Annotated in this window: 21 protein-coding genes; 3 read left to right on the forward strand and 18 right to left on the reverse strand. The window is 65.4% G+C overall.

Going from position 1 to position 23,875, the window contains the following annotated elements; all coding sequences use genetic code 11:
* Positions 1 to 109: 109 nt before the first annotated feature.
* Positions 110 to 1,330: a LysR family transcriptional regulator gene (locus K6G35_RS18665; protein WP_008641100.1), complete on the reverse strand. Its 1,221-nt coding sequence runs from the start codon at positions 1,328 to 1,330 to the stop codon at positions 110 to 112.
* 171 nt (positions 1,331 to 1,501) lie between these two features.
* Here K6G35_RS18665 and K6G35_RS18670 point away from each other — a divergent pair, with 171 nt between their 5' ends.
* The 3 genes from K6G35_RS18670 to K6G35_RS18680 all read left to right on the forward strand — a co-directional run bounded on the left by K6G35_RS18670 (position 1,502) and on the right by K6G35_RS18680 (position 4,827).
* Positions 1,502 to 2,650: a 4-oxalomesaconate tautomerase gene (locus K6G35_RS18670; RefSeq protein ID WP_495676846.1), complete on the forward strand. Its 1,149-nt coding sequence runs from the start codon at positions 1,502 to 1,504 to the stop codon at positions 2,648 to 2,650.
* Positions 2,647 to 3,672 (forward strand): amidohydrolase family protein, encoded by a 1,026-nt coding sequence (locus K6G35_RS18675; protein ID WP_495676847.1) that lies wholly within the window; start codon positions 2,647 to 2,649, stop codon positions 3,670 to 3,672. Before K6G35_RS18670 ends, K6G35_RS18675 begins: the two co-directional genes overlap by 4 nt.
* A gap of 63 nt (positions 3,673 to 3,735) precedes the next feature.
* Positions 3,736 to 4,827: a porin gene (locus K6G35_RS18680; protein ID WP_008641081.1), complete on the forward strand. Its 1,092-nt coding sequence runs from the start codon at positions 3,736 to 3,738 to the stop codon at positions 4,825 to 4,827.
* Positions 4,828 to 5,012: 185 nt separating this feature from the next.
* Here K6G35_RS18680 and K6G35_RS18685 read toward each other — a convergent pair whose 3' ends face one another.
* From K6G35_RS18685 to motA, 17 genes are all read right to left on the reverse strand, one after another.
* The gene (locus K6G35_RS18685; RefSeq protein ID WP_008641080.1) at positions 5,013 to 5,459 is read right to left on the reverse strand and encodes a flagellar protein FlhE; all 447 of its coding nucleotides are present in this window, start codon (positions 5,457 to 5,459) and stop codon (positions 5,013 to 5,015) included.
* Positions 5,459 to 6,175: an RNA polymerase sigma factor FliA gene (locus K6G35_RS18690; protein ID WP_008641079.1), complete on the reverse strand. Its 717-nt coding sequence runs from the start codon at positions 6,173 to 6,175 to the stop codon at positions 5,459 to 5,461. The genes K6G35_RS18685 and K6G35_RS18690 overlap by 1 nt, the downstream gene beginning before the upstream one ends.
* Positions 6,176 to 6,282: 107 nt before the next feature.
* Positions 6,283 to 7,098, reverse strand: a complete 816-nt coding sequence (locus K6G35_RS18695; protein ID WP_495677149.1) for a MinD/ParA family ATP-binding protein — start codon at positions 7,096 to 7,098, stop codon at positions 6,283 to 6,285.
* 12 nt (positions 7,099 to 7,110) lie between these two features.
* Positions 7,111 to 9,588: a flagellar biosynthesis GTPase FlhF gene (flhF, locus tag K6G35_RS18700; protein WP_495676848.1), complete on the reverse strand. Its 2,478-nt coding sequence runs from the start codon at positions 9,586 to 9,588 to the stop codon at positions 7,111 to 7,113.
* Between the two features lie 9 nt (positions 9,589 to 9,597).
* Complete coding sequence (gene flhA / locus K6G35_RS18705; protein WP_286881220.1) at positions 9,598 to 11,685, reverse strand: flagellar biosynthesis protein FlhA; 2,088 nt, start codon at positions 11,683 to 11,685, stop codon at positions 9,598 to 9,600.
* Positions 11,682 to 12,824, reverse strand: coding sequence for a flagellar biosynthesis protein FlhB (gene flhB / locus K6G35_RS18710; protein ID WP_035880719.1), 1,143 nt, complete (start codon positions 12,822 to 12,824; stop codon positions 11,682 to 11,684). Before flhB ends, flhA begins: the two co-directional genes overlap by 4 nt.
* 277 nt (positions 12,825 to 13,101) lie before the next feature.
* A complete protein-coding gene (locus tag K6G35_RS18715; protein ID WP_080709609.1) occupies positions 13,102 to 13,833 on the reverse strand; it encodes a YceH family protein in 732 nt (243 codons plus the stop codon).
* A 112-nt stretch (positions 13,834 to 13,945) separates the two neighbouring features.
* Positions 13,946 to 15,292, reverse strand: a complete 1,347-nt coding sequence (locus K6G35_RS18720; RefSeq protein ID WP_286881224.1) for a M20/M25/M40 family metallo-hydrolase — start codon at positions 15,290 to 15,292, stop codon at positions 13,946 to 13,948.
* Positions 15,293 to 15,415: 123 nt separating this feature from the next.
* Positions 15,416 to 16,051, reverse strand: a complete 636-nt coding sequence (gene cheZ, locus K6G35_RS18725) for a protein phosphatase CheZ (protein WP_011518216.1) — start codon at positions 16,049 to 16,051, stop codon at positions 15,416 to 15,418.
* A 12-nt stretch (positions 16,052 to 16,063) separates the two neighbouring features.
* A complete protein-coding gene (gene cheY, locus K6G35_RS18730; RefSeq protein WP_008641058.1) occupies positions 16,064 to 16,450 on the reverse strand; it encodes a chemotaxis response regulator CheY in 387 nt (128 codons plus the stop codon).
* A 72-nt stretch (positions 16,451 to 16,522) separates the two neighbouring features.
* Positions 16,523 to 17,596: a protein-glutamate methylesterase/protein-glutamine glutaminase gene (locus K6G35_RS18735; protein WP_011518214.1), complete on the reverse strand. Its 1,074-nt coding sequence runs from the start codon at positions 17,594 to 17,596 to the stop codon at positions 16,523 to 16,525.
* Positions 17,597 to 17,663: 67 nt separating this feature from the next.
* Positions 17,664 to 18,326, reverse strand: a complete 663-nt coding sequence (gene cheD, locus K6G35_RS18740; protein ID WP_369799849.1) for a chemoreceptor glutamine deamidase CheD — start codon at positions 18,324 to 18,326, stop codon at positions 17,664 to 17,666.
* A complete protein-coding gene (locus K6G35_RS18745) occupies positions 18,323 to 19,234 on the reverse strand; it encodes a CheR family methyltransferase (protein WP_011518212.1) in 912 nt (303 codons plus the stop codon). The genes cheD and K6G35_RS18745 overlap by 4 nt, the downstream gene beginning before the upstream one ends.
* A gap of 63 nt (positions 19,235 to 19,297) precedes the next feature.
* Entirely contained in the window at positions 19,298 to 19,792 is a 495-nt protein-coding gene (locus tag K6G35_RS18750) for a chemotaxis protein CheW (RefSeq protein ID WP_008641041.1), read from the reverse strand.
* A 24-nt stretch (positions 19,793 to 19,816) separates the two neighbouring features.
* Positions 19,817 to 21,826 (reverse strand): chemotaxis protein CheA, encoded by a 2,010-nt coding sequence (gene cheA / locus K6G35_RS18755; RefSeq protein ID WP_035880711.1) that lies wholly within the window; start codon positions 21,824 to 21,826, stop codon positions 19,817 to 19,819.
* Positions 21,827 to 21,886: 60 nt separating this feature from the next.
* Entirely contained in the window at positions 21,887 to 22,879 is a 993-nt protein-coding gene (gene motB / locus K6G35_RS18760) for a flagellar motor protein MotB (protein WP_186426726.1), read from the reverse strand.
* 13 nt (positions 22,880 to 22,892) lie between these two features.
* The gene (gene motA / locus K6G35_RS18765) at positions 22,893 to 23,756 is read right to left on the reverse strand and encodes a flagellar motor stator protein MotA (RefSeq protein WP_008647547.1); all 864 of its coding nucleotides are present in this window, start codon (positions 23,754 to 23,756) and stop codon (positions 22,893 to 22,895) included.
* Positions 23,757 to 23,875: the final 119 nt, after the last annotated feature.

Here is a 23,875-nt window from a genome sequence, read left to right on the forward strand (position 1 = left end):
GCGAATCGCCGCGGAAGCGGCCGGCCGCGCATCCCCCATGCACGGCAACGGCAGTCTACGTTCAGCAGGGGATCGCAGTATTGCTTTGTGGCGCGGGCTGCGTTGCCATCTACTTATCGACGGCCTGTTCCATTGACCCGCTGGCGTGCCGCAGCGCGGCGATCAGCGCATCGGCGCCGGGCGAGAGACGCGCGCCCACGCGAGTGGTGATGCCAATGCTGCGCGCCGTGTCGGGCAGCGGGAGCCCCAGTTCGCGCAGCCATCCCGCGTCGATCTCGTGGCGAAGCTGATGGGCAGACAAGGCGGTCACCATATCCCCCTGCAGCAACATGCCGCGCACCAGCGCGAGGTCTCCGGTTTCAACCAGCGGCTGCGGCAACGGCAGGCCACGTGACGCAAACACGCCGTCCAGCGCCTGGCGCGACGGCGACGCGGCGCGAGACAGCACCCACGGATACGGTTCGAGATCGGCCAACGTCACGCGCTTTCTGACCGCCAGCGGATGCGCGGCGCGAACGATCAGCGAGATCCGGTCCTGGAAGAGCCTCTCGGTGGCAAGCCCTTGCGAAGCCAGCGGACGTACCGCGCCAAGAATGAAATCGATCCGCCCGGCCAGCAGGCCCGCGGTCAGCTCCTCATACGGGCTTTCGAGCGTCCGGAAACGCAGATGCGGATGGCGTCGGTGCACGTCGGCAATCGCCATCGGCAACAGCAGCGTGCGGCCCAGCGGCAGCGCGCCAACCGTCACCACACCTTCCAGCACCCCCTTCAACGCGGCGATATCGGCGCGGATGTTGCGCAGTTCGGCCAGAACGCGCTCGAAACGTACCACCCAGCGGCTGCCTGCGTCGGTGGGCACCATGCCCCGCGCCGTGCGCGCGAAGATGGGCTGGCCCAGTGCGTCCTCCAGCCGGGCGATTGCCTGACTGACCGCCGGCTGCGACACGCCGATCGACGCCGCCACGCTGGGCATGTGATGCACCTCGGCCAGCATCGCCGCCACTTCGAGCCGCCGTTCGTTGTGCAGCGCGTCGATACTGGCGACGGCGGCACCCGAATGCGCCCGCATCCGTACCGCTTCCTCCCGCACCTCGCGCAAGGCGGCTTCGATATGCCGCGCGCGCTCGAGCACGATCTCGCCGGCGCGTGTCAGCAGCATCCCCCTGCCCTTGCGCTCGAACAGCACCACCCCAAGCGTCTCCTCGAGCGCGGCCACCGAACGGGCAATCGCGGACGACGCCCGATGCAGCGACTCCGAGGATCGCCGTACCCCTCCGGCAGCGGCGACACCGGCAAAAACGTGAAGGTGATGCAGGCTGATGGTCTCCATGGCGTTGTCCGACCCGATGTTGTATTTGTGCTGTCGATAAGCAGATTAGAACAACTGTCCTGCGACATGGCAACCAAGGGATTCCACGGTACGCCGATACTTCGGCCACCTGATGGACAACCTGATGGACCACCGATCGGACCCCCGATCGGGTCCGGCTTCGCACCCGCCATGACGCCCTGCCTCGCCTCCGATCTCCGCGCGATACCTTGCACGCTGATGCGCGGCGGCACGTCACGCGGACCGTTTTTCCTCGCGAGCGATCTGCCGGAGGACGTGCCAGCACGCGATCGCGTGCTGCTGGCCGCGATGGGCAGCCCGGACCCGCGCCAGATCGACGGCCTCGGCGGAGCCCATCCACTGACCAGCAAGGCCGGCATCGTGTCGCGTGGCACGCCGGGTCATGCCGACCTGGACTTCACGTTCGCGCAACTGCAGCCGGACGCCGATACCGTCGATACCACCCCGAACTGCGGCAACATGCTGGCGGCAGTGCTTCCCTTTGCCATCGAACGCGGACTGATTGCGCCGCAGGGCGACATCACCCGGGCACGTGTGCTGACGCGCAACACCGGGATGCTTTGCGACATCACGATCCAGACGCCCGGCGGCGTGCCACGGTTCTCGGGCAACGCGCGCATCGACGGCGTCCCCGGCACTGCGGCCCCGATCGTGATCGATTTTCTCGACACCGCAGGCTCCGTCTGCCATGCAATGCTGCCCACCGGCAACGTCATCGACGTCTTGACGATCAACGATCCGGTGCATGGCGGCTCACGCATGATCGCCGCCACCCTGATCGACAACGGCATGCCGATGGTGCTGATGCGCGCGGAGGATCTCGACCGCACCGGCTACGAAAGCGTGGCCGCGCTCAATGCCGATCACGAGCTCAAGCAACGCATTGAAGCCGCGCGGCTCGCCGCCGGCAAGCTCATGGGGCTGGGCGACGTCTCCGACAAAAGCTATCCGAAGATGTGCCTGCTGGCCCGGCCACGCCAGGGCGGCAGCATCGCCACGCGTTGCTTCATCCCGCGCGTCTGCCACGATGCGATCGGCGTGCTGGCCGCCATCACGGTGGGCACCGCCTGCGTGCTGCCGGGCACCGTGGCAAGCGGCATCGCAGCCACCAGCGTCGGGCCGCTCCACGCCATCAGCGTCGAGCACCCGACCGGCGAGTTCACTGTTGAACTGGAAACCGATCCTGCCAAGCCGGGATCGATCGTACGTAGCGCGCTGATTCGCACCGCGCGTCCCATCATGCGCGGCGAGGTACTGGTACCGACCAGCGCATGGCCTCTGTCTGACGAACTCCCATGATCATCGATTGCCACGGGCACTTCACCACCGCCCCCAAGGCCCTGGAAGACTGGCGCCAACGCCAGATCGCCAGCCTGAACACCCCGGCGCTCGCACCTTCCGTCAGTGAACTGCGCATCAGTGACGACGAACTGCGTGACGCCATCGCCAGCAATCAGCTTCGCCTGATGCGCGAGCGTGGGATGGACCTGACGATCTTTTCGCCGCGCGCGTCGTTCATGGCGCACCACATCGGCAACTTCGAAACCAGCGCCACGTGGGCCGCCATCTGCAACACGCTCTGCCACCGTGTCAGCGAGCTGTTCCCCGACCAGTTCGTCGGCGCCGCCATGCTGCCGCAATCGCCGGGTGTCGATACCAAGAGCTGCATCGACGAACTCGAACGTTGCGTGCGCGAGTATGGCTTTGTCGGCGTGAACCTGAATCCGGATCCGTCTGGCGGACACTGGACATCGCCACCGCTATCCGATCCGTACTGGTATCCGATCTACGAGAAGCTTGTCGAACTCGACGTGCCGGCCATGATTCACGTCAGCACGAGCTGCAACGCGTGCTTCCACACCACTGGCGCGCACTACCTGAACGCCGACACCACCGCATTCATGCAGGTGCTGACCAGCGACCTGTTTCAGCGCTTTCCGGCGCTGAAGTTCGTGATTCCGCACGGTGGCGGCGCGGTGCCCTACCACTGGGGCCGGTTCCGTGGGCTGGCGCAGGAGATGAAGCTGCCGCCGCTTGGCGAACACCTGCTCAATAACGTCTTCTTCGATACATGCGTCTATCACCAGCCTGGCATCGACCTGCTGACGCGCGTGATACCGGTCAAGAACGTGCTGTTCGCCTCGGAGATGATCGGCGCGGTACGTGGCATCGACCCCGAGACCGGCCACTACTACGACGATACGCGGCGCTACATCGATCAGGCCGCGCTCTCGGACGAGGAACGTCACCAGATTTACGAGGGCAACGCGCGGCGCGTCTACAGCCGACTTGACGCGCGACTCAAGGCACGTGGCCACTAGGCAGCGCCATCGAAGCCAGGCATCAACGTTGTTCCAGAAAAATATCTAACGGAGGAGAAGAAGATGAAACTGCGCCACCTGGCGCTGGCGGCCGCGCTCGGCCTGCCCGCCATCGCCAACGCCCAATCCGTGACGCTCTACGGCGTCATCGACACCGGCATCGAGTACCTCAACCACGTCGGCACCGCCAGCAACTCCGTCGTCAAGATGGCCAACCTCAGCGGCACCGTACCCTCCCGCTGGGGCCTGCGCGGCACCGAAGACCTCGGCAGCGGCATGAAGGCCAACTTCGTGCTCGAATCCGGATTCGCCCCCGACAGCGGCGTCTCCAACCAGGGCGGCCGCCTCTTCGGCCGCCAGGCATGGGTCGGCCTCTCCGGCAACTGGGGCCAGGTCAGCCTCGGCCGCCAGTACACCATGCTGTTCTGGGCCACGCTCGACTCCGACATCCTCGGCCCCAACGCCTACGGCTCGAGCTCGCTCGACAACTACCTGCCCAACGCCCGCGCCGACAACGCCATCGCCTACAAGGGCAAGTTCGGCGGCTTCACCGTTGGCGCTACCTACAGCTTCGGGCGCGACACCGTCAACGCCGGTCCCAGCCCCTCCGGCACCAACTGCGGCGGCGAGAACCCCGCCGACAAGACCGCCTGCCGCGAATGGTCGGCCATGCTCGGGTATGAAACCAACTGGTGGGGCATCCTGGGCGCCTATGACTCGCAGCGCGGCGGGCCCGGCGCATTCGGCGGCCTGACTTCGAGTTCGCTCAAGGATGATCGCGCCACCCTCGGTGGCTACATGCTTGTGGACCGCGCCAAGATCGGCGCCGGCTGGATCGGGCGTCGCAACGGCGCCATCGCCACGCCGCGCAGCGACATGTTCTATGCCGGTGTCGCCTACGACATCACTCCTGCGGTGACGCTCTCCGGCGAGGCGTTCTACCTCAAGTACCACAACAGCGCCGACAAGGCATGGCTGGGCGCGTTACGTGCCAGCTACGCCTTCTCCAAGCGCACGTCCGTCTACACCACGCTTGGCTATATCGACAACGGCGGCAAGCTGGCACTGTCCGTGGACAGCGCTTCCACCGGCGCATCGCCCGCGCCTGGCGGCTCGCAGTTCGGCGCAATGCTTGGCATGAAGCACGTCTTCTGACGGCACTTCATTCGTCGGCTTGAGACTGGGCTCCACCTGCCCGCTTCTGGTCATGACTGGCTGGGAGCGGGCTTTTTTTACGACTGCAGTCCTGTTCCGAGCGACCCGAAGTGCCAGCGACGTGCAGATACGTGCAGATTGAACCCGTCCACGGGCCGTTTCATTGCCGGGCCTGGCCCGGCGCGCTATCGGTAACTCACCGTCACCTCGTTACTGCGGCCTTGCAGGGTGGGAGACAGCCCCCCACGGCCAGCAACCCGGTAGGCAAACACAAACCCGCCAGTCGCATCGTCGCCCGCGAACGCATCGGTCTTCCCCTGCGCGCCAGACAGCAGCACGCAGCGTCGCGCGTTACACAGGTATGCTTCCAGATCGATCGGCGGGGTACTGACGAAGCTGTAGCGCCAGCGTACCGATGTAACGATGCCGCTTGCCTGAGGCATCGTGCCGGGAGGCAACACCGGCGACGACATCGTGCGCTGGCCGCGACTGGCAATCAGCGGTCCCTGCGCGGAGCTGGTCCAGGCATAACGCGACCCACTGAGCTCGTAGGTGGCGCGCACGTATGTCTGCGCGTCGACCCATGTGGGGGCCAGACAAAGACACAACGCGAACGCCAGAAGATGACGCATCACAACATGCCGCGAAGCTGGTTGCGCAGCCGCGTAATGGCCTGGCTGCGGATCTGGCAGACGCGCGATTCGGTCACTTCCAGCACGGCCCCGATCTCACGCAGGTTCAACTCCTGGTCGTAGCAAAGCGAGAGCACGAGCTTCTCGCGCTCGGGCAGCTTCTCGATGGCACGGATCAGCGCATCACGCATTCCGGATTCCATCAGCACCGTGAGCGGATTCGCTTCGTCGGTCACCCCAAGGTGCCGATCCAGGAAGTCTTCTTCCCCGGAACGTTCGAAGTCCTCATAGTGCAGCAACTGGCAGCCATGGACTTCGTTGAGCAGTTCCTGATACTCCTCCAGCCCCATTTCGAGTTCCTTCGCCACTTCGGAGTCGATGGGGCTCCGGCCGAGCTTCTGCTCGAGCTGGCGCTGCGTGCGTTCGATCTTGCGTGTGAACTGACGCAGACTGCGCGATTGCCAATCATTGGCGCGCACCTCGTCGAGCATGGCGCCGCGAATGCGCTGGCTCGCGTAGGTCTCGAATCGCGCGCCATGGTTGTCCTCGTAGCGCTTGGCGGCGTCGAGCAGGCCGATCATGCCGGCCTGGATCAGGTCGTCGATCTGCACGCTGGCCGGCAGCTTCGCCGCCAGCTGCAGCGCGATGCGTCGCACCAACGGCGCGTGCGATTTGACCACGTCTGCCTGTTCGAGCTTTCCCTGAATCGTGTACATGGTGGAACTCTCGGTAAATGCTTTCTATCGGTGCCAGCGCCGCGCAAGCATGGCCGCGGCTGAATGTCTGGCTCGGTGTCCGGTCTTGTCGACTTCTTGTTCTGGCTTCATGCGGGAACGGCCACAGCCGCTCCCTGGAGCGTTGTTTCGTGTCGCAACGGCCACGCGCCGATACCGCTGGCGATGTGGCGCAGCGCGCTGGTGGATGCCGCTGCGGGATATGCTTCCACCACGCAACGGCCAAGCTGCAACGCGCGGGCCACGAGCGGGTCAATCGGCAGGTATCCGGTCAGACCAGCCTCGACGCCGAGGTACTGGCTCGCGGTACGGGCAAGATTGCGCGCCAGCGCGGCAACGGTCGCTTCGGCGGCCGCCATATTGACGACCAGATGGAACCGACGGCATGCGTATTCGTGATGCAGACGCTTGATGCGCGCGTAGGCCGCGGTTATCGACGTTGCCTCCGGGCGCATGACGATCACCACGTTGTGGGCGGTTGCCGCCAGAGGCGACAGCGCGCCGGTCGCATCCGTGCGCGCGTCGATCAGCACCGACCGCATGTCGGGAATCAGATCGGATAGCGCGCGGTCCATGTTCCCGGCATCGACTGGGATATCACCTGCCGGCAGCACCGCGATGCCACTGGCAGGGCGCGTGCCAATCGCAGCGGCCGCGGTCACCCGGCCGGCCAGCGCATCGGCGAGCGTTGCGACAGGCGCGGCGCCCGACAGACGCGTGGCACGCACGCCATGGCGATCCTCGTCGACGAGCAGCACACGTTCGCCCTGCATGGCCAGCGCATTGGCCAGACCCAGCGTCACCGTGGTGGCGCCCGCCCCCGCATCGGCGGCAACCACCGCGATGCGCCGGGTGACGCGCGGCGCCAGCAGACGGCGCAGGCTTTCTGCCTGATCGGAACCCATGACGTTCAAGGCTTACTCCCCTGCGACTGCCAACTGCGGCAGTCCGGCTGTCGCCTGCATTGCCGCGTCGGCAGTGATATCACCGACGGGCGCAGGCGAGGCGGTACGTCCCGGATAGTTCTCCAGCACATCCAGCAGCGCCAGCAGGCGACCCATGCCCTCGTTGAGCACGGCGCCTGGCACCGGCGCATTTGCACGTGTCGCGGCGCGGCCAGCCAGGCGCGACAGGAACGCCGGTGCAGTTGCGGTGGGGGTGTGCTGCAGGCGCAGCGTGGTCAGCCCGAGCTGGAGCGACACCATGCTGGCCCCCTGACTGTCCGACGCATCGCCGTCCTGCGCGAAGTGCTCGGCGGCATGACGCAGCGTGCGGAACTGCTCGTCCGCGGCGTTCGCCCATTGCATCCAGCGAGCGACCTGCGCGGCGTCATCGGTCAGCGCCACGTCGCACAGCACGTACTCGACCGCCAGCGTTTCGCCGGTATCACGGTCCGCCATGCGGGAGACAACGAGGCAGGCTTCGGTACCGGCCTCTGCCGTGTTGTCGCGAGCGCGTCCCGCCGCACGAATCGTCCCTTCCGGAATCCGCACGGCGCAGTGACCAACCCAGTGCACAGCGTCGCGATCGCGCCAGGTCGTGTCGCCAATCGCATGAAACGTCAGCGTGTCGGCGATGGCATCGAGTTTGCTGGCGGCGCCACCCGTGATCACACGCGCGGTCTTGCGCGTACCCGCCACCCAGCGCTCGCCAAGTTGATGCCAGCGCGCAATCACGGCGGCCGATGGCACCGATGCATTCAGGTTGACGACGGTACGGGCCGCCGACAGCGTGGCGCGCACGGTCTCGGCTTCGGCATCGGCGTCCGCTTCTGACATCGACTGCCGCGTACGGCCAACCGGCGCGGTGGTACCGGCCAGCGGCATCCCGTCCCGGTCGGCAAGCCACAGGGTGCATTGCATCAACTGCGGCGCGCGACGACCTTGCACCGGCTGCGTAAAATTCTGCGATACGGCGAGCACATAGCGCTCGCAGGCCCGGCTGGCGTCCCGGCACATGGCCATGCGCGCCTGCTGGCCCATCTGCCGCAAGCCCACGGCACCGGCGCCGCGCTGTTGCCAGAGTTGGCGCGCGACGTCGAAGCCGTAGCCCGCGGCGTTCAACTCTTCCACGCACGTGCCCACGGCATTAGCGCTGTCAGTCAACGAACGCAGCATGTCATCGGCGCCATTGCGCTCGACCGGGCGCGGCGTTGCGGCGTCCGCTGCAGCGGCATGGCGGCGTGCCATGTCGGTGTCATTGAACAGCGAGCCACGACGCGGCGTCATGAACGCGCGTTCCACCAGCGTGCTGGCCTGCGCAAGTTCAAGATGTTCCGGCACACGCTGGCCAGTGGAAGCATAGAAAACCGGCAAGCGATGGCGGATCACCACATCGAGCACGGAACCGAGATGCGTCGCTTCATCGAGCTTGCTGATAATGCAGCCGTCGATGCCACCAGCGTCGCCGGCAGCGTCGTGCCGATAGGCGTGCACGACTTCATTGAGCGTATCGCCATGCGCGGCGCCGTTGAGCAGCAGCACGCGCTGCATCGGCGCCTGCACGCCAGCCAGCATCGCGATCTGGTCGGACAGGCTGCGATCGCGCTGGCTCATGCCAACGGTGTCGATGATGACCAGATGCTTGTCCTTCATCGCCGATAGCGCGAAACGCAGGTCCGCGGCGTCCTTCACCGCGTGCACGGGCACGCCCAGAATGTCGCCGTAGATGCGAAGCTGCTCGTGCGCGCCGATCCGGAAACGGTCAGTCGTCAGCAAGGCCAGGCGATCGGCGCCGTGGCGCAGCACGTAGCGCGCGGCCAGCTTGGCCGTGGTGGTGGTCTTGCCCACGCCGGTGGGTCCGATCAGCGCCAGCACGCCGCCCTGATCGAACAGTGCGTCCTCGTTGGACAGCACAGGCACCTTCTTCGCGATTTCCTGCCGAATCCACGACATGGCGGCCGGACGATCGGTACCCACTGGCAGACGGGAGATCAACGTACGTGACAACTGGCCAGAGAAGCCCGCGTTCACCATCCACTCGAACAGCGACTCGCGCAGCGGATCGCCCACGGCCACATTGCCAGCGCCGCTGGACAGGCCGGCAAACTGGCGCTCGAGCATCGAACGCATCGACGCAAGCTCGCCACGCAGATCACCAATGACGCCGTCGTCCGCCCGGGTCGCCTGCCCGTCGACGGCATTGGCCGCCGCGATGGCGATCGGCCCGATCTGCACCGGGGCGGTCTCAAGGATCTGGGATGCGGCTGGCGAGGGCGACACATAGGGCTGCGCATTGGCGTTCACCGCGCCGAGATCGGTGTCGCGCATGGCGACGATTTCCACGCCGCCATCGATGGTCCGGTTCGACAGCACCACGGCATCCGGGCCCATCGCCTCGCGCACCTTGCGCATCGCTTCACGGCCGTTGGCCGCCACAAACTTTGCCACGCTCATGTTCAGTCCTTACGCTGCGCCGCCGATCATGGCGGTGATGCGGATATTGCGGTTGTCCGGTACTTCGGCATGCGACAACACCTTCAACTGCGGCAGGGTGCGGCGCAGGAAGCGCGCCATCAGCGGCCGCAGCGGCGACGGCACCAGCAGGACCGGATCGAGACCCAGTTGCTCCTGGCGCACCACCGCGCCCTGCGCCTGCTGCAGCACCGCATCGGCCAGACCCGGCTCGATGCCGCCACCATTGGCCAGCGCCTGCGACAGCACGCGCTCCAGGCCGGCATCGAGGCCGATGACCTGCAGGTCGGCGTTGTTGGGGAAAAGCTGCTGCGTGATCGCGCGGCCCAGCGCCACGCGCACGAGCGTGGTCAACTCGGCCGGATCGCTGACCTTCGGCGCGTGTTCGGCGATGACATCGAGGATCGTTCGCATGTCGCGGATCGCCACGCCTTCGTCCAGCAGGCTCTGCAACACCTTCTGCAGGCCGGTCAGCGTGATCGTCTTCGGCACCAGGTCCTCGGTAAGCTTGGGCGATTCCTTGGCGATACGGTCCAGCAGCGACTGCACTTCCTGGCGACCCAGCAGCTCGGATGCGTGCATCTGGATCAGGTGGTTCAGGTGGGTGGCCACCACGGTGCTGGCGTCGACCACGGTGTAGCCATACGCCTGCGCCTGCTCCTTGAGGGCAGCGTCGATCCACACGGCAGGCAGGCCGAAGGCCGGATCGCGCGTGGCCGCGCCGGGCAGCGTGCCGGTGACCTGGCCCGGGTTGATCGCCATCCACTGGCCCGGATTGGCTTCGCCACTGCCAATCTCAACGCCCTTGAGCGTGATGCGATAGGCGGTCGGCTTCAGTTCCAGGTTGTCGCGGATATGGACCACCGGCACGAGAAAGCCGATGTCCTGCGCGATCTTCTTGCGGATGCTCTTGATACGGCCCAGCAACTCGCCGTTCTGGGCGCGGTCCACCAGCGTGATCAGGCGATAGCCCACCTCCATGCCAAGCGGATCGACCATCGTGACGTCTTCCCACGACGCTTCGGCGGCCTCGGCCGGCGCGGCGGGCGCGCGCGCGTCGTTCGACTTCGTTTCTGCTGCCGTGGCCTCGCGGCGCAACATGTACCGACCGAGCCAGATCAGCCCGGCAGCCAGCAGCAAGAACGCGAAATGCGGCATTCCCGGGATGATGCCCATCATGCCGATAATGGCGGCCGTGATGAACAACACGCGCGGATTCGAGAAGAGCTGGCCGGTCAGCTGCTGACCGACGTCCTGCTCGTTCGACACTCGCGAGACGATGACACCGGCGGCCGTGGAGATCACCAGCGCCGGAATCTGCGCCACGAGGCCGTCGCCGATCGTCAGCAGCGTGTAGTTATGCACCGCAGTGCCAAAGTCCAGGTCGTGCTGCACCATGCCCACGACCATGCCGGCCACGACGTTGATGAACATGACCAGCAGGCCCGCGATGGCATCGCCACGCACGAACTTCGACGCACCATCCATCGCGCCGTAGAAATCGGACTCCTGCGCCACCTCGGCACGACGCTTGCGCGCGCCCTCTTCATTGATCAGGCCGGCGTTCAGGTCCGCGTCGATCGCCATCTGCTTGCCCGGCATCGCGTCCAGCATGAAGCGCGCGCCCACCTCGGCGATACGGCCCGCGCCCTTGGTGATCACCATGAAGTTGATCACCACCAGGATGGCGAACACCACGATACCGACCGCGAAGTTGCCACCCACCAGGAAGTGGCCGAAGGCTTCGATCACCTTGCCGGCGGCGTCCGGGCCGGTATGTCCTTCGAGCAGCACCACGCGCGTGGAGGCAACGTTCAGCGACAGGCGCAGCAGCGTGGAGAACAGCAGGACCGCCGGGAACGCCGCGAAGTCGAGCGGACGCTGCGTGTACATGCCGACCAGCAGCACCATGATCGACAGCGCAATGTTGAACGTGAACAGCAGATCCAGCACAAACGCGGGCAACGGCAGGATCATCATGCCGAGGATCATGATGATCAGCACCGGCCCCGCGAGCGCCTTCATCTGGGCACCGGAGCGCAGGCCCGGCAAGTTGAGGATGTTCGTCAGTGCGTTCATGCGCGGCTTTCCGGTACGGCAAGTTCATCCGGCACCACCAGATCCGCGGGCCCATCGGGCTGCGGACCGTAGCTGTAGTGCCAGTTCTTCAGTTGATAGACCCAGGCCAGGACCTCGGCCACGGCGGTGTACAGGCCGGCCGGGATCTCGTGACCCAGCTCGACGTGGCGATGCAGCGCACGTGCCAGCGGCGGCGCCGACAGCATCGGCACACGGTGTTCCGCCGCCAGTTCGCGGATCCGCGCGGCCACTTCGTCGGCACCCTTGGCCACCACGCGCGGCGCGCCCATGCGGCCTTCCTCGTAGCGCAGCGCCACGGCGTAGTGCGTGGGGTTGGTCACCACCACGTCGGCCTTGGGCACTTCGGCCATCATGCGGCGGCGCGCAATGGCACGCTGCTGCTGGCGGATACGCGCCTTGATGTGCGGATCGCCATCGGTTTCCTTCATCTCCTGCTTGATCTCTTCCTTGGTCATGCGGAGCTTCTTGTGGAACGTATAGAGCTGCCAGGGCACGTCCAGCGCGGCCACCAGGATCAGCGATCCCGCCACCACACCGCTGACATACAGCACCAGTTCCATCATGTGCAGCAGTGCTTCCTGGATCGGCGCGTCCATCAGCGCGATCGCCTCCGGCAGCTTGCGCCAGATCATCCAGGCGCCCACGCCACCCACCAGTAGCGACTTGGCGATGGCCTTGGCCAGTTCCACCAGCGAATGCGCAGAGAACAACCGGCCGAGGCCGGCGATCGGCGACATGCGCGAGAAATCGGGCGAGAACGACTTGGTCGAGAACATCCAGCCGCCCAGGGCCAGCGGCGTCACCAGTGCCGCGACGCCGAACATCAGCAGAAGCGGCAGGAATGCCAGCAGGGCGTCCCAGACAATGGCGGCAAACTGGGACAACATGCGATTCGTGTCGAAGGCCGTGGCCGGCTCGAACGCGAGGCCGGCATGCATCACGGCATCGAGCTTGCGGCCCAGCACGCCGCCCGTGCTCCAAAGGCCGATCACGCCGGTCATCAGCATCACGAACGTGCCGAGCTCGCGCGAACGCACCACCTGCCCCTCTTCACGCGCCTTTTCAAGGCGCCGGGCTGTGGCGGGTTCGGTTTTCTCGAGATCGCTTTCCTCGGACATGGACGCTCCAGGCGCGAAGCGCGGACGGCACTTCGTCACCGAGGATTATCAAATCCCCGGCCGGGAAGCATTGGGAGGAAAAGGCGGGGAAACAGGTCCCTGTTTCAGGAATGGAGGGGGCAGCGGCGTTAACGGTCCCCGGGGGGCCGATCTTTAGGGGGAGCGCCCCAAAATGCCGGGATCGCGCACTGTCCAGCTGGCATCCGGCGGCATGTGCCGCCTTTGCGATGCAGCACGATTCAGCGTCGGGCGACGCCGCATCGCAAGGCGCGCAGACTCAGGACAGGCGCTCCGGGTCGATGGAGATGCCCAGTTGTTCGGCCATCTCCTCGACCAGCGCCTGCAGGCGCGCCACCTTGTCTTCCAGCTCGCGATGGCTGATCCGGAGCGCCTCCAGCTCCGACGGCGCGATCTCGATGCTCGCGCTCGCGCGTGGGCCCGGCGCTTCGGCCAGACTGACTTCTCCGCATAGCAGGTGCGTCCAGCGGTGTTCGCGCTCCCCCGGGCCACGGGGCAGCTTCACGACCAGGGCGGGATCGCGTTCGGCCAGCTCGTCCAGGAACGCCTCGACCGAGGAGATATCGGCAAAGGCGTGCAGCCGCGCCGTGTTCAGGCGCAGTTCCGCCGCCGTCTGCGGCCCGCGCAGCAGCAGCGTGGACAGCAACGCCGCGGACTGGCTCGGCACGCCAAGCACACGGGCAAGGTTCTGCTCGAAGCGGGGCACCCGGCTGCTGCTGCCTTCGAACACGAGGCTCAGCGATTTGAGGCCATCGATGGCGGTCAGGATCTCGTCCTCGCCGACGCTCATCACCGGCGATCGCGCGGTCTTCTGGTTGCAACCGGCGGCCAGCGCATTGAGTGACAACGGATAGGTATCGGGAACGGTGAACTGCTTTTCGAGCAGCACCGCCACCACACGGCCTTCGAGCGGGGTCAGGGCGCGCAGTGGCGGGCGGGACGAAGCCCCGGTGGCCATGGGGGTGTCTGGAGTGTCGGGGGTATCGGTCATTTCGGGCTACGGCTAGGTCGGCAAGGCGACCATTGAAGCGCAAGCGGGCGGCTGGCGCAACCTCGCCCGAAGCTGGCGGAGCCCGCGCCGCCCCCGCAGCCCCCGTAGCCCTTTACCGTGTGATTGGCGGATTGCCCCGGCGCCGTGCCAGCAGCGGTGCATCCACGCCGTCCACCCCGACCAGACCCAGCACGGTGGTCAGGCCCCATTGCGCGCCTTCCCAGGCATTGGTGGGATCAAACCACTCGCCACGCGAGTGTGCGCCGCCCGATTTTCCGCCGCTGCCAATGATGATGGCCGGAATGCCCAGCGCCATCGGCACGTTGGCGTCGGTGCTGCCGCCCCGCAGGGTTGGCGCCTCCTTGCTGTTGGCGTGAATCACGCGGACAGCCGATTGTACGATCACCGAGTCGGTCGGCGTCTGCCCGGCCGGGCGATCGCCAATCAGCTTCGTCTGGAACGTGATGTCTTGGCCCGTGGCTGGCGCCCAGCGACGATTCTCGTCCGCAACCCCGGCTGCAATCGCATCCATGATGTGCTTTTCGGTTTCCAGCAGCGCCGGCGTGCCGTTCGAACGGATATCGACCGCCATGCGCGCATCGCCCGCGATCGCGTTGACCGACGTCCCGCCGGAAACCGTGCCGACCGTGAACGTGGTCTTGGGATCGGATGGCGTGCGCACATCGCTGATCTTGCTGATAGCGCGCCCCATGGCATGAATGGCGCTGGGCAGGCCAAACGCGCCAAAGCTGTGACCGCCGGGACCGCGGAAGGTCACTTCGTAGCGATGGCTGCCGGTGCCCTGCGTCAGCACGCGATCGCCGGTGCCGGGTTCGATGCCGACCATGCCGTCGATATCGGGATGCTCGCGGAACACCGCCTTCATGCCGCGCAGGTTGCCAAGTTCTTCCTCGCCGACGTTGCCCACGAAGACCAGATCGCCAACCGTCCGCACATTGTTTTCGTTGAGCACCTTCAGCCAGGACAACAGCACAGCGAGTCCGCGCGTGTCGTCGCCGATACCGGGGGCGTATAGCTTGCCGTCACGCGCCTTGACGGTGACATCGGTGCCTTCCGGGAAGACCGTATCGAGGTGGGCGGAAATCAGCAGTTTCGGGCCATTGCCCACGCCCTTGCGGATCCCGACCGCATTGCCTTCGGCATCAATATGGGCATCGGCCAGGCCAAGCGCCTTGAGCCGCGAGACGAAGTACTCGGCGCGCGCGCGCTCCTTGAAGGGCGGCGCGGGAATCTCGGTCATGGTCTTCAGTTCGGTCAGCGCGCGCGCGTCATCGGCGCGGACGTCCGTCATCAGCTTCTTGTGGACCGGGGATGCTTCGAGTTTGGTGTAGGCAGTGTCTACCGCTGGGGAGACCTGTGGGAGGGGCAGCGTCTGCGCGTGGGCAATTCCGGCAAGTGCGGCGGCTGCGAGGGCAACAACGGTACAGCGAGCAGGCATGGGGGCAATCCTCTGGCAGGGGGAGAAACCGTGTTTGCTGCGATTGTGCCAGTGAATGCGAAGGTGCGCTGAAGCGCCGCTCTCCCGCGATGCGGGAGAGCGGAAGCCTATCGCCAAACGGCTTCAGAAGCCAAGGCTCGCCAGCAGATCGTCCACCTGCGACTGGTCCGACACCACATCGGCCTTGCCTTCGGGATTGATCTGCGGACCATTGATCAGGGAAGGGGGCGCCTCCACGCGCCGATCGGCCGGCACGTTGTCGATCAGCACCTGCAGCAGTTCCTGCTCCAGCGTGCGGATCATGTCCATCATCTTCTTGATCACCTGGCCCGTCAGGTCCTGGAAGTCCTGGGCCATCATGATCTCGAGCAGATGGCTGCCGGTGGCCTTGGTCTTCTCCGGAACCTCGGTCAGGAACTCGCGCGTGTCGAGCACCAGCGCGCGGGCGTCGCCCAACTCCACGGGTTGCTCGAACCACTCGCCCCAGCGCTTGTCCAGCGCGGTGGCCTTGGCCTCGAGTTCTTCCTGCAGCGGCTGCGCCAGTTCCACGGCCGTGAGCGAACGCTCGGCAGCCTGCTCGGTCATGGCGGCGATGTAGCTCAGACGGTCGCGCGCGTCGGGAATGGCCTGGGCGGCGCGCTCGATTTCCTTGTCGAGCCCCAGCTCCCGCATGTTGTCGCGCAGCATCCGGGTCAGGTTGCCGATGCGATGGATGATCTGCTCGGCCGCTTCGTTGCTGAAAGTCGGAGTCGTCGACATGTCGCGTCCCTCTTATTGACCCATTTTCTCGAAGATCTTGGTGATCTTCTCGTCGAGCGTGGCGGCGGTAAACGGCTTGACCACGTAGCCATTGGCGCCTGCCTGCGCGGCGGCGATGATGTTCTCCTTCTTGGCTTCAGCCGTCACCATCAGCACCGGCGTCTTGGCGATCTCGGGCGTCGCGCGGATCGTCTGCAACATGGTGAGGCCATCCATGTTCGGCATGTTCCAGTCCGAAACCACGAACTGGAAGCTGCCATCCTTGACCTTCTCCAGGCCGGCTGCGCCGTCCTCGGCTTCGTCCACGTTGGTGAAACCAAGCTCCTTGAGCAGGTTGCGGATGATCCGGCGCATGGTCGGGAAATCGTCGACCACGAGAATCTTGATGTTCTTGTCCACTGTTACGGCTCCAAAACGGTTGCGGATGGCCATGCCATCCGGATGATTGCTGCTTATCTGACCTCTCGCGCGCTATACGCGCTGCGCCCGCGCGCCAAACGTAGCCAGGTGCGCCATGACGCGCTGGCTCATCTGGTGCAGGGGCACCACTTCATGCACACCGCCGGCCGCGATGGCTTCCTTCGGCATACCAAACACGATGCAGGATTGCTCGTCCTGCGCCAGGTTGTAGGCGCCTGCCTCGCGCATTCGCAACATGCCGCGCGCGCCGTCCTTGCCCATGCCGGTCAGGATCACGCCCGTGACGTTCTTGCCACCGTGAATCGCGGCGGAATCGAACAGCACATCCACGGACGGTCGGTGCCGATTGACCGGCGCTTCCTGGGACAGGTGCGCCACGTAGTTCGCGCCGCTACGTGCCAGCAGCAGGTGCGAATCGCCGGGCGCGATGTACGCATAGCCTGGCAGCACACGCTCGCCATGCTCGGCTTCCTTGACCGTGATGCGGCACAGGCCGTTCAGGCGGTGCGCGAACGACTTCGTGAAACCCGCCGGCATGTGCTGGACGATCATGACCGCCGGAGAATCGGGTGGTAGCGGCGTCAGGAAATCCTTGATCGCCTCGGTGCCACCCGTGGAAGCCCCGACGATGATCAGCTTTTCCGTCGACAACAGCGGCGCGCGCAGCATCGGCGCGACGGGCGCCGCGCCAGCGCTCTGCTCCGCACGCGCACGCACGCGGGCGCGCGATGCGGCGCGGATCTTGTCCGCGATCGTCTGCGTGTAGTCCAGCAGGCCTTCGCGGATACCGAGCTTCGGCTTGGTCACGAAGTCCACGGCGCCGAGTTCCAGCGCGCGCATCGTGATCTCGGACCCGCGCTCGGTCAGCGACGACACCATGAGCACCGGCATCGGCCGCAGGCGCATCAGGCGCTCAAGAAAATCCAGGCCGTCCATGCGCGGCATTTCTACGTCCAGCGTCAGCACGTCCGGATTGACGCGCTTGATCAGGTCGCGCGCCACCAGCGGATCCGGGGCGGTACCCACCACCTCCATGTCCGGCTGGCTGTTGATGATTTCCGACATCAGGCTGCGTATCAGCGCGGAATCGTCCACGCACAGCACCTTGATCTTCGCGGCAGTCATGTTGGTCTCTACGTCTCTTGCGTGTATTTCGTGTATGACGCGTCTTGTACGTCCCGCGCGCCCGACATCAGGTCGGGATCCTGGCCGTGGTCTGTCGCGTGAACAGTTCCACGGCGCCTCGCGCGGGTGCCTTCGTCGACGTGGACAGCGCCCGTGCCAGGGCACGTTCCTCGCGTTCGACGCCTACGGTATCGTCCTGGCGCGTCAGCCGGCGGACCAGTGCAAGGCCGGTACGTGGAAAGTAGCTGACACGTCGCGCGTGCGGTCCGCGCAGATCCTGCGCGGCCACGCGCACTTCTTCCGTGCGCAGGTACTTCAGTACGAAATCGGCATTCCGATCCCCGATATTTAGGGTCGTCATGTTGGCCAGCACCGCGCCACCGCCAAATACTTTGGCCTCCAGCCGTTCACGACGCGCGCCCATCTTCAGCAGTTCATTGATAAGCACTTCGAGCGCGTAGCAGCCGTAGCGCATCGACGTAGAGAGCATCCGGTCGGCGCCGGCGTTCTCGTCGTCGGGCAGCATGAAATGGTTCATGCCGCCGACACCGGCCACTTCGTCACGGATGCACGCGGACACGCACGATCCCAGGACGGTCGTGAGTACGACGTCCTCGGCGGTCACGTAGTACTCGTTGGGCAACAGCTTGATGGCCTGCCGGTCGAATTCGCGGTCAAAGTACTTCCGGGTGGCGATGGCCTCCGGCATCTGGGGCGTGCCGCGCATCATGCAGCTCCGCTCTTGTTCGTCAGCTCGTACACGGTCTGCCCGCGCAACTGGAATGCGCGGGTGACGTACGAGAAGTTCTCCGAGTGCCCCGCGAACAGCAGGCCGTTTGGCTTGAGCAGCGGCGCGAACCGTTCGAGAATCTGGCCCTGCGTCGGCTTGTCGAAGTAGATCATCACGTTGCGGCAGAAGATCGCATCGAACTTCTCGCGCAAGCCCCAATCCGGCGCCAGCAGGTTCAGCGGCTCGAAGGTGACCGTCGCGGCAAGCTCCGGCTTGACCTTGACCGACCCGGCCCGCGCGCCGGTGCCCTTCAGGAAGAAACGCTTGAGCCGTTCCTGTGACAGCCGCGATACCTGCTCGGCGGTATAGATGCCGCTGCGCGCCTTGGCCAGCACCTGGGTGTCGATGTCCGTGGCCAGCACCGTGCCCGCGCGTTCGCCCAGCGCTTCCGCCAGCGTGATGGCGATCGAGTACGGCTCCTCGCCGGTCGACGCCGCGGCGCACCAGACGCTGTAGGGTCGCCCGATTTTCTTGGCGTGCTCGGCCAGCAGCGGAAAGTGATGGGCCTCGCGAAAAAACGACGTCAGGTTCGTTGTCAGCGCGTTGGTGAAGTACTCCCACTCCGACGAACGCTCGTCGGCTTCGAGCTGCGCGAGATAGGTGCTGAAGTCCGCAAGCTGCAGTGTGCGCAACCGCCGGGCCAACCGGCTGTAGACCATCTCCCGCTTGTGGCTGCCAAGCGAGATGCCCGCGCGCTTGTGAATCAGCGCGCGGATCTTCTCGAAGTCGCGCTCGGTCAGCAGAAAGTCGCGCATCTCATCGCGCAATGGCGCCAGCACCGGCGCACCGGGCGTCATAGCCGCGCCTGGCTTCCTGATGGCGCTGGAGGAAGAACGGAGCGGCGTCATGGTGTATGTCCTTCAAGGTACCGGGGAGTCGGCGATGCGGGCTGCCGGACGTGCCGGCAAGCATCAGGCGAGCTCGGCCTCGATCAATTCCATCTCTGGGCTGGTCATCATGCGTTCGATGTCGATCAGGATCAGCATCCGGCCTTCCACCGAACCCAGCCCGGTCAGATGTTCGTTGGAGACCGACACGCCGAACTCCGGCGCGGGCTTGATGTCATCGCCGGTGAGCGTCAGCACGTCCGATACGCCGTCGACGACGATGCCAACCACGCGGCCGGCCACGTTCAGGATGATCACCACGGTCTGGTGGTCATAGCGCACGTTGCCGAGCTTGAACTTCAGGCGCAGGTCGACGATCGGCACGATCACGCCGCGCAGGTTGGTCACGCCCTTGAGGAAGTCTGGCGCGTTGGCGATGCGCGTCACCGTCTCGTAGCTGCGGATCTCCTGCACCTTGAGGATGTCGATGCCATATTCTTCCGTCCCCAGCGTAAAGACCAGGTACTCCTGACCCGAGGCTTCGCTGCCCTGGGTATCGATATGTCCGATGCCGGCCATGTCCGTTCTCCTTGGTGTCGATTACTACGCGGCCATCGGGGCCTGGCGGCGCACACCAGTGCGCTGCAGCGCGCCGACGTCCACGATCAGGGCCACGCTGCCGTCGCCGAGGATGGTGGCGGCGGAAATGCACGGCACCTTGCGATAGTTGGTCTCGAGGTTCTTGAGCACCACCTGGTGCTGCCCGATCAACTGGTCCACCAGCAACGCGAAGCGCTTGCCTTCGGCCGCCAGGATCACGGCAATACCTTGCGTGGGCTCCTGCACGGCGTTGGCCACGTTGAAGACCTTGTGCAGTTCCAGCAGCGGCAGGTATTCGCCGCGCACGTTCATCACCCGCTCGCCGTTGGCCGCGGTGTGCACGTCGTCGGCCATCGGCTGCAGCGACTCCATCACGCAGTTCAGCGGCAGGATGAAGGTTTCTTCGCCAGTACGTACCGACATGCCGTCCAGAATCGCCAGCGTCAGCGGCAGCACGATGCGGGTGGTGGTGCCCAGCCCGGCGCGCGAGCTGATCTCCACGTGGCCGCCCATCTCCTGGATGTTCCGCTTGACCACGTCCATGCCAACGCCCCGGCCGGAGACATCGGTAATGACTTCGGCCGTGGAAAAGCCCGGCGCGAAGATAAGCTGCCAGACTTCGTCGTCGGGCATGTTCTCGGAGACCGGCAGGCCGTTCTGCATCGCCTTGGCCAGGATGCGCTCGCGGTTCAGGCCGGCGCCGTCATCGCTCACCTCGATGACGATGTTGCCACCTGCGTGCTGCGCGGAGAGGATCAGTTGTCCGGTCGGCTCCTTGCCGGAGGCAATACGCTTCTCTGGTGTTTCGATGCCGTGATCGAGACTGTTTCGCACCAGATGGGTCAGCGGATCGATGATCCGCTCGATCAGGCCCTTGTCCAGTTCCGTTGCCTTGCCGAACGTGACCAGATCGATCTGCTTGCCGAGCTTGCCCATCATGTCGCGCACCAGACGCGGGAAGCGCGAGAACACGTAGTCCATCGGCATCATCCGGATGGACATCACCGCTTCCTGCAGATCGCGCGCATTGCGCTCGAGTTGGCCCATGCCTGAGAACAGGCGGTCGAACAGCACCGGGTCCAGTGACGACGCGGTCTGCGCCAGCATCGACTGGGTAATGACGAGTTCGCCCACGAGGTTGATGATCTGGTCGACCTTCTCGGTCGGCACGCGGATCGAACCGGCATCCGGGGTGTGCGCGGCCGCGGGCTTGGCCTTCTCTTTCTCCTTGGCAGCCACCGGTGCGGCGGCGGGCGCGACAGGCGCGACGGCTGCCGGCGCGGCCACGGGCGCGGGCGTCGGCGCGGCGACCGGTGCCGCCGGTGTCTCGCCTGGCGTTACCGCTTCCACGGCGATCTGCTTCTCGTCGATCACGAAGCAGCAGACCGCGATGATGTCGTCGGCGCTGCACTGGCTGTTCAGCCAGATGATCAGGTCGCCGTCCGATTCCTGCTGACCGGTGATCTCGCCCAGGTTGGCAAGCTCCTCGCGCAGCAGGGCCTGGTCGGCGGCCGATACCTTGATCAGGCTCACCTTGAGATTGCCGCCAGCCGGTGCGGCAGCGGGCGCGGATGCGGCTACCGGCGTAGCGGCGGGCGCGGGAGCCGCCTCGCCGCTGGCTTCCTGGGCCAGTTGCTGCAGCACGGCGCAAATGCGCGCCAGCGTTTCCGGATCGGGTTCGGTGCCGTTACGGTAGGCGTTGAGCTGATCGTGCAACACGTCCTTGGTTTCCAGAAAGGTGTCGATGATGACGCGCGAGAGAGCTAGTTCCCTCCGACGCGTGCGGTCCAGCAGATTCTCGAAGATGTGCGTGGTTTCGGTCAGCGCCGTGAAGCCGAACGTCGCGGCGCCGCCCTTGATCGAATGCGCGGCACGGAAGATCGCGTTGAGCGCTTCCGCATCGGGGGATTCGATATCCACCTCGAGCAGCAGCTGCTCCATTTGTACGAGCAGTTCCTCCGCCTCCTCGAAGAAGGTCTGGTAGAACTGCGTGATATCGATATCGACAGACATGATGGTCCTGACTCGCTAGATTGCCCTGGAAGATGCGCCGCCCTGTTCAGGCGGCACGCGTCATTCCCCCTTGCCCTTGCCTTTGCTTTCTCCCGCGCCGCCAGGCTTGGCCGCGGGCGCCGAAGCGCTCCCCAACTGCGCCTGCACGTCCTGTGCCGCCTGGCCCTTCTGAGTCTGCACCGTGACATCGGCGGCGCTGGCGTTCTCGGCCTCGAACTGGGCCTGGGCGCGCTGGTTGAGCACAACGATGCTGATACGGCGGTTCACCGGTGCCAGCGGATCGTTCTTCTCCAGCGGCATCGTGTCCGCCAGACCCAGCACGCGTAGCAACTTGCCTTCCTCCATGCCGCCTGCAACCAGTTCCTGCCGCGACGCGTTGGCGCGGTCAGCAGACAGTTCCCAGTTGCTGTAGGCACGCTGGCCCATCATGTATTTGGCCGAGTCGGTATGGCCGGAAAGACTGACCTTGTTCGGCAGCTCGTTGAGCACCGGGCCGATCTCGCGCAGGATCGTGCGCATGTACGGCTCGACCGCCGCGCTGCCGGTGCGGAACATCGGACGGTTCTGCGTATCGAGAATCTGGATGCGCAGACCTTCGCTGGTGATGTCGAGCAGCAGTTGCGGGCGGAACTGGCGCAGTACCGGGTTGTTCTCGATGATCTGTTCCAGACGCTTCTTCAGACCGCGCAGCCGCTCGCTCTCGATCTGGTCGCGGCGGCGCTGGGCATCCGCGGCCGGATCGTTGGTCTGCGCCTTCATGATCTCGCCATCCTTGGCCATCACGTCCTTGCCGCCGCCGGGAATCACGCTCGTCGAAAGGCTGCTCTTGTCGCCGCCGGCGATCGCCACCTTGAGCGGCGTGCGGAAGTATTCGGCCACGCCGACGAGAACCTTTGGCGATGAGGAACTCAGCAGCCACAGCACCAGGAAAAGCGCCATCATGGCCGTCATGAAGTCGGCGTAGGCGATCTTCCAGCTGTGGTTGCCGTGCGGCTTGGCATGCGATTTCGCCTTCTTGATGACGATCGGACGCAGGTCCTGGGCGCTGCTCATGACTGCTCTCCCGTCAGGTCAGGCTCTTGACTTCGCGGACGTGGTCGTCGAGCTCGAGGAACGACGGACGTACCGTGGAGTACAGCACCTTGCGGCCGAACTCCACCGCTACCAGCGGTGCGTAACCATTGAGCGACGCCAGCAGCGTGACCTTGATGCATTCGTACATCTTGATGCTCTCGGACACCTGGTGTTCGACACGTGACGCCAGCGGCGACACGAAGCCATAGGCCAGCAGAATGCCCAGGAACGTACCCACCATCGCGTTGGCGATCAGCGCGCCGAGTTCGGCCGGAGGCAGGTCCGCGGATGCCAGCGCGTGCACCACGCCCATCACCGCGGCCACGATGCCGAAGGCGGGCAGGCCGTCGCCGACGCGCGAGAGCGCATGGGCCGGAATCTCGGCTTCATGGCGGACGGTTTCGATTTCGTGATCCATGAGCGCCTCGATCTCGAACGCGTTCATGTTGCCGTTGACCATCATGCGCAGATAGTCAGTCAGGAATTCCATCATCTTGGCGTCGGCCAGGATGCGCGGGTACTGACTGAAGACACTGCTCGATGCCGGATCGGCGATTTCCTTTTCGAGGAACAGGATGCCCTCGCGGCGTGCCTTGGACAGCAGCACGTACAGCAGCGCCATCACGTCCAGGTACAGTTCCTTCTTGTACTTGGAGCCCTTCAGCAGCGAGGGCATGGCCTTCATCGTGGCCTTGATGGCCTTGCCGCTGTTGGAGCTGATGAATGCGCCAACCGCGGCACCGCCGATGATGATGAGCTCCGCCGGTTGATAAAGCGCGCCCATGTGGCCGCCGGTGAGGGCGTAACCGCCCAGCACCGCCACGACTACGACGACATAGCCAAGAACTACAAGCACGATCGGATCCCCGTCTGAAAAACACGCGTCAGGCACGCATCGGGGGCATCCCGCGCGGGCGAGAGGGGTCACCGCTCACCAACCCAGGGCCCACCTCCTGCGCGGACGTTGGGCCAGAT

The sequence above is a fragment of the Cupriavidus sp. HY129 genome (assembly GCF_059492215.1).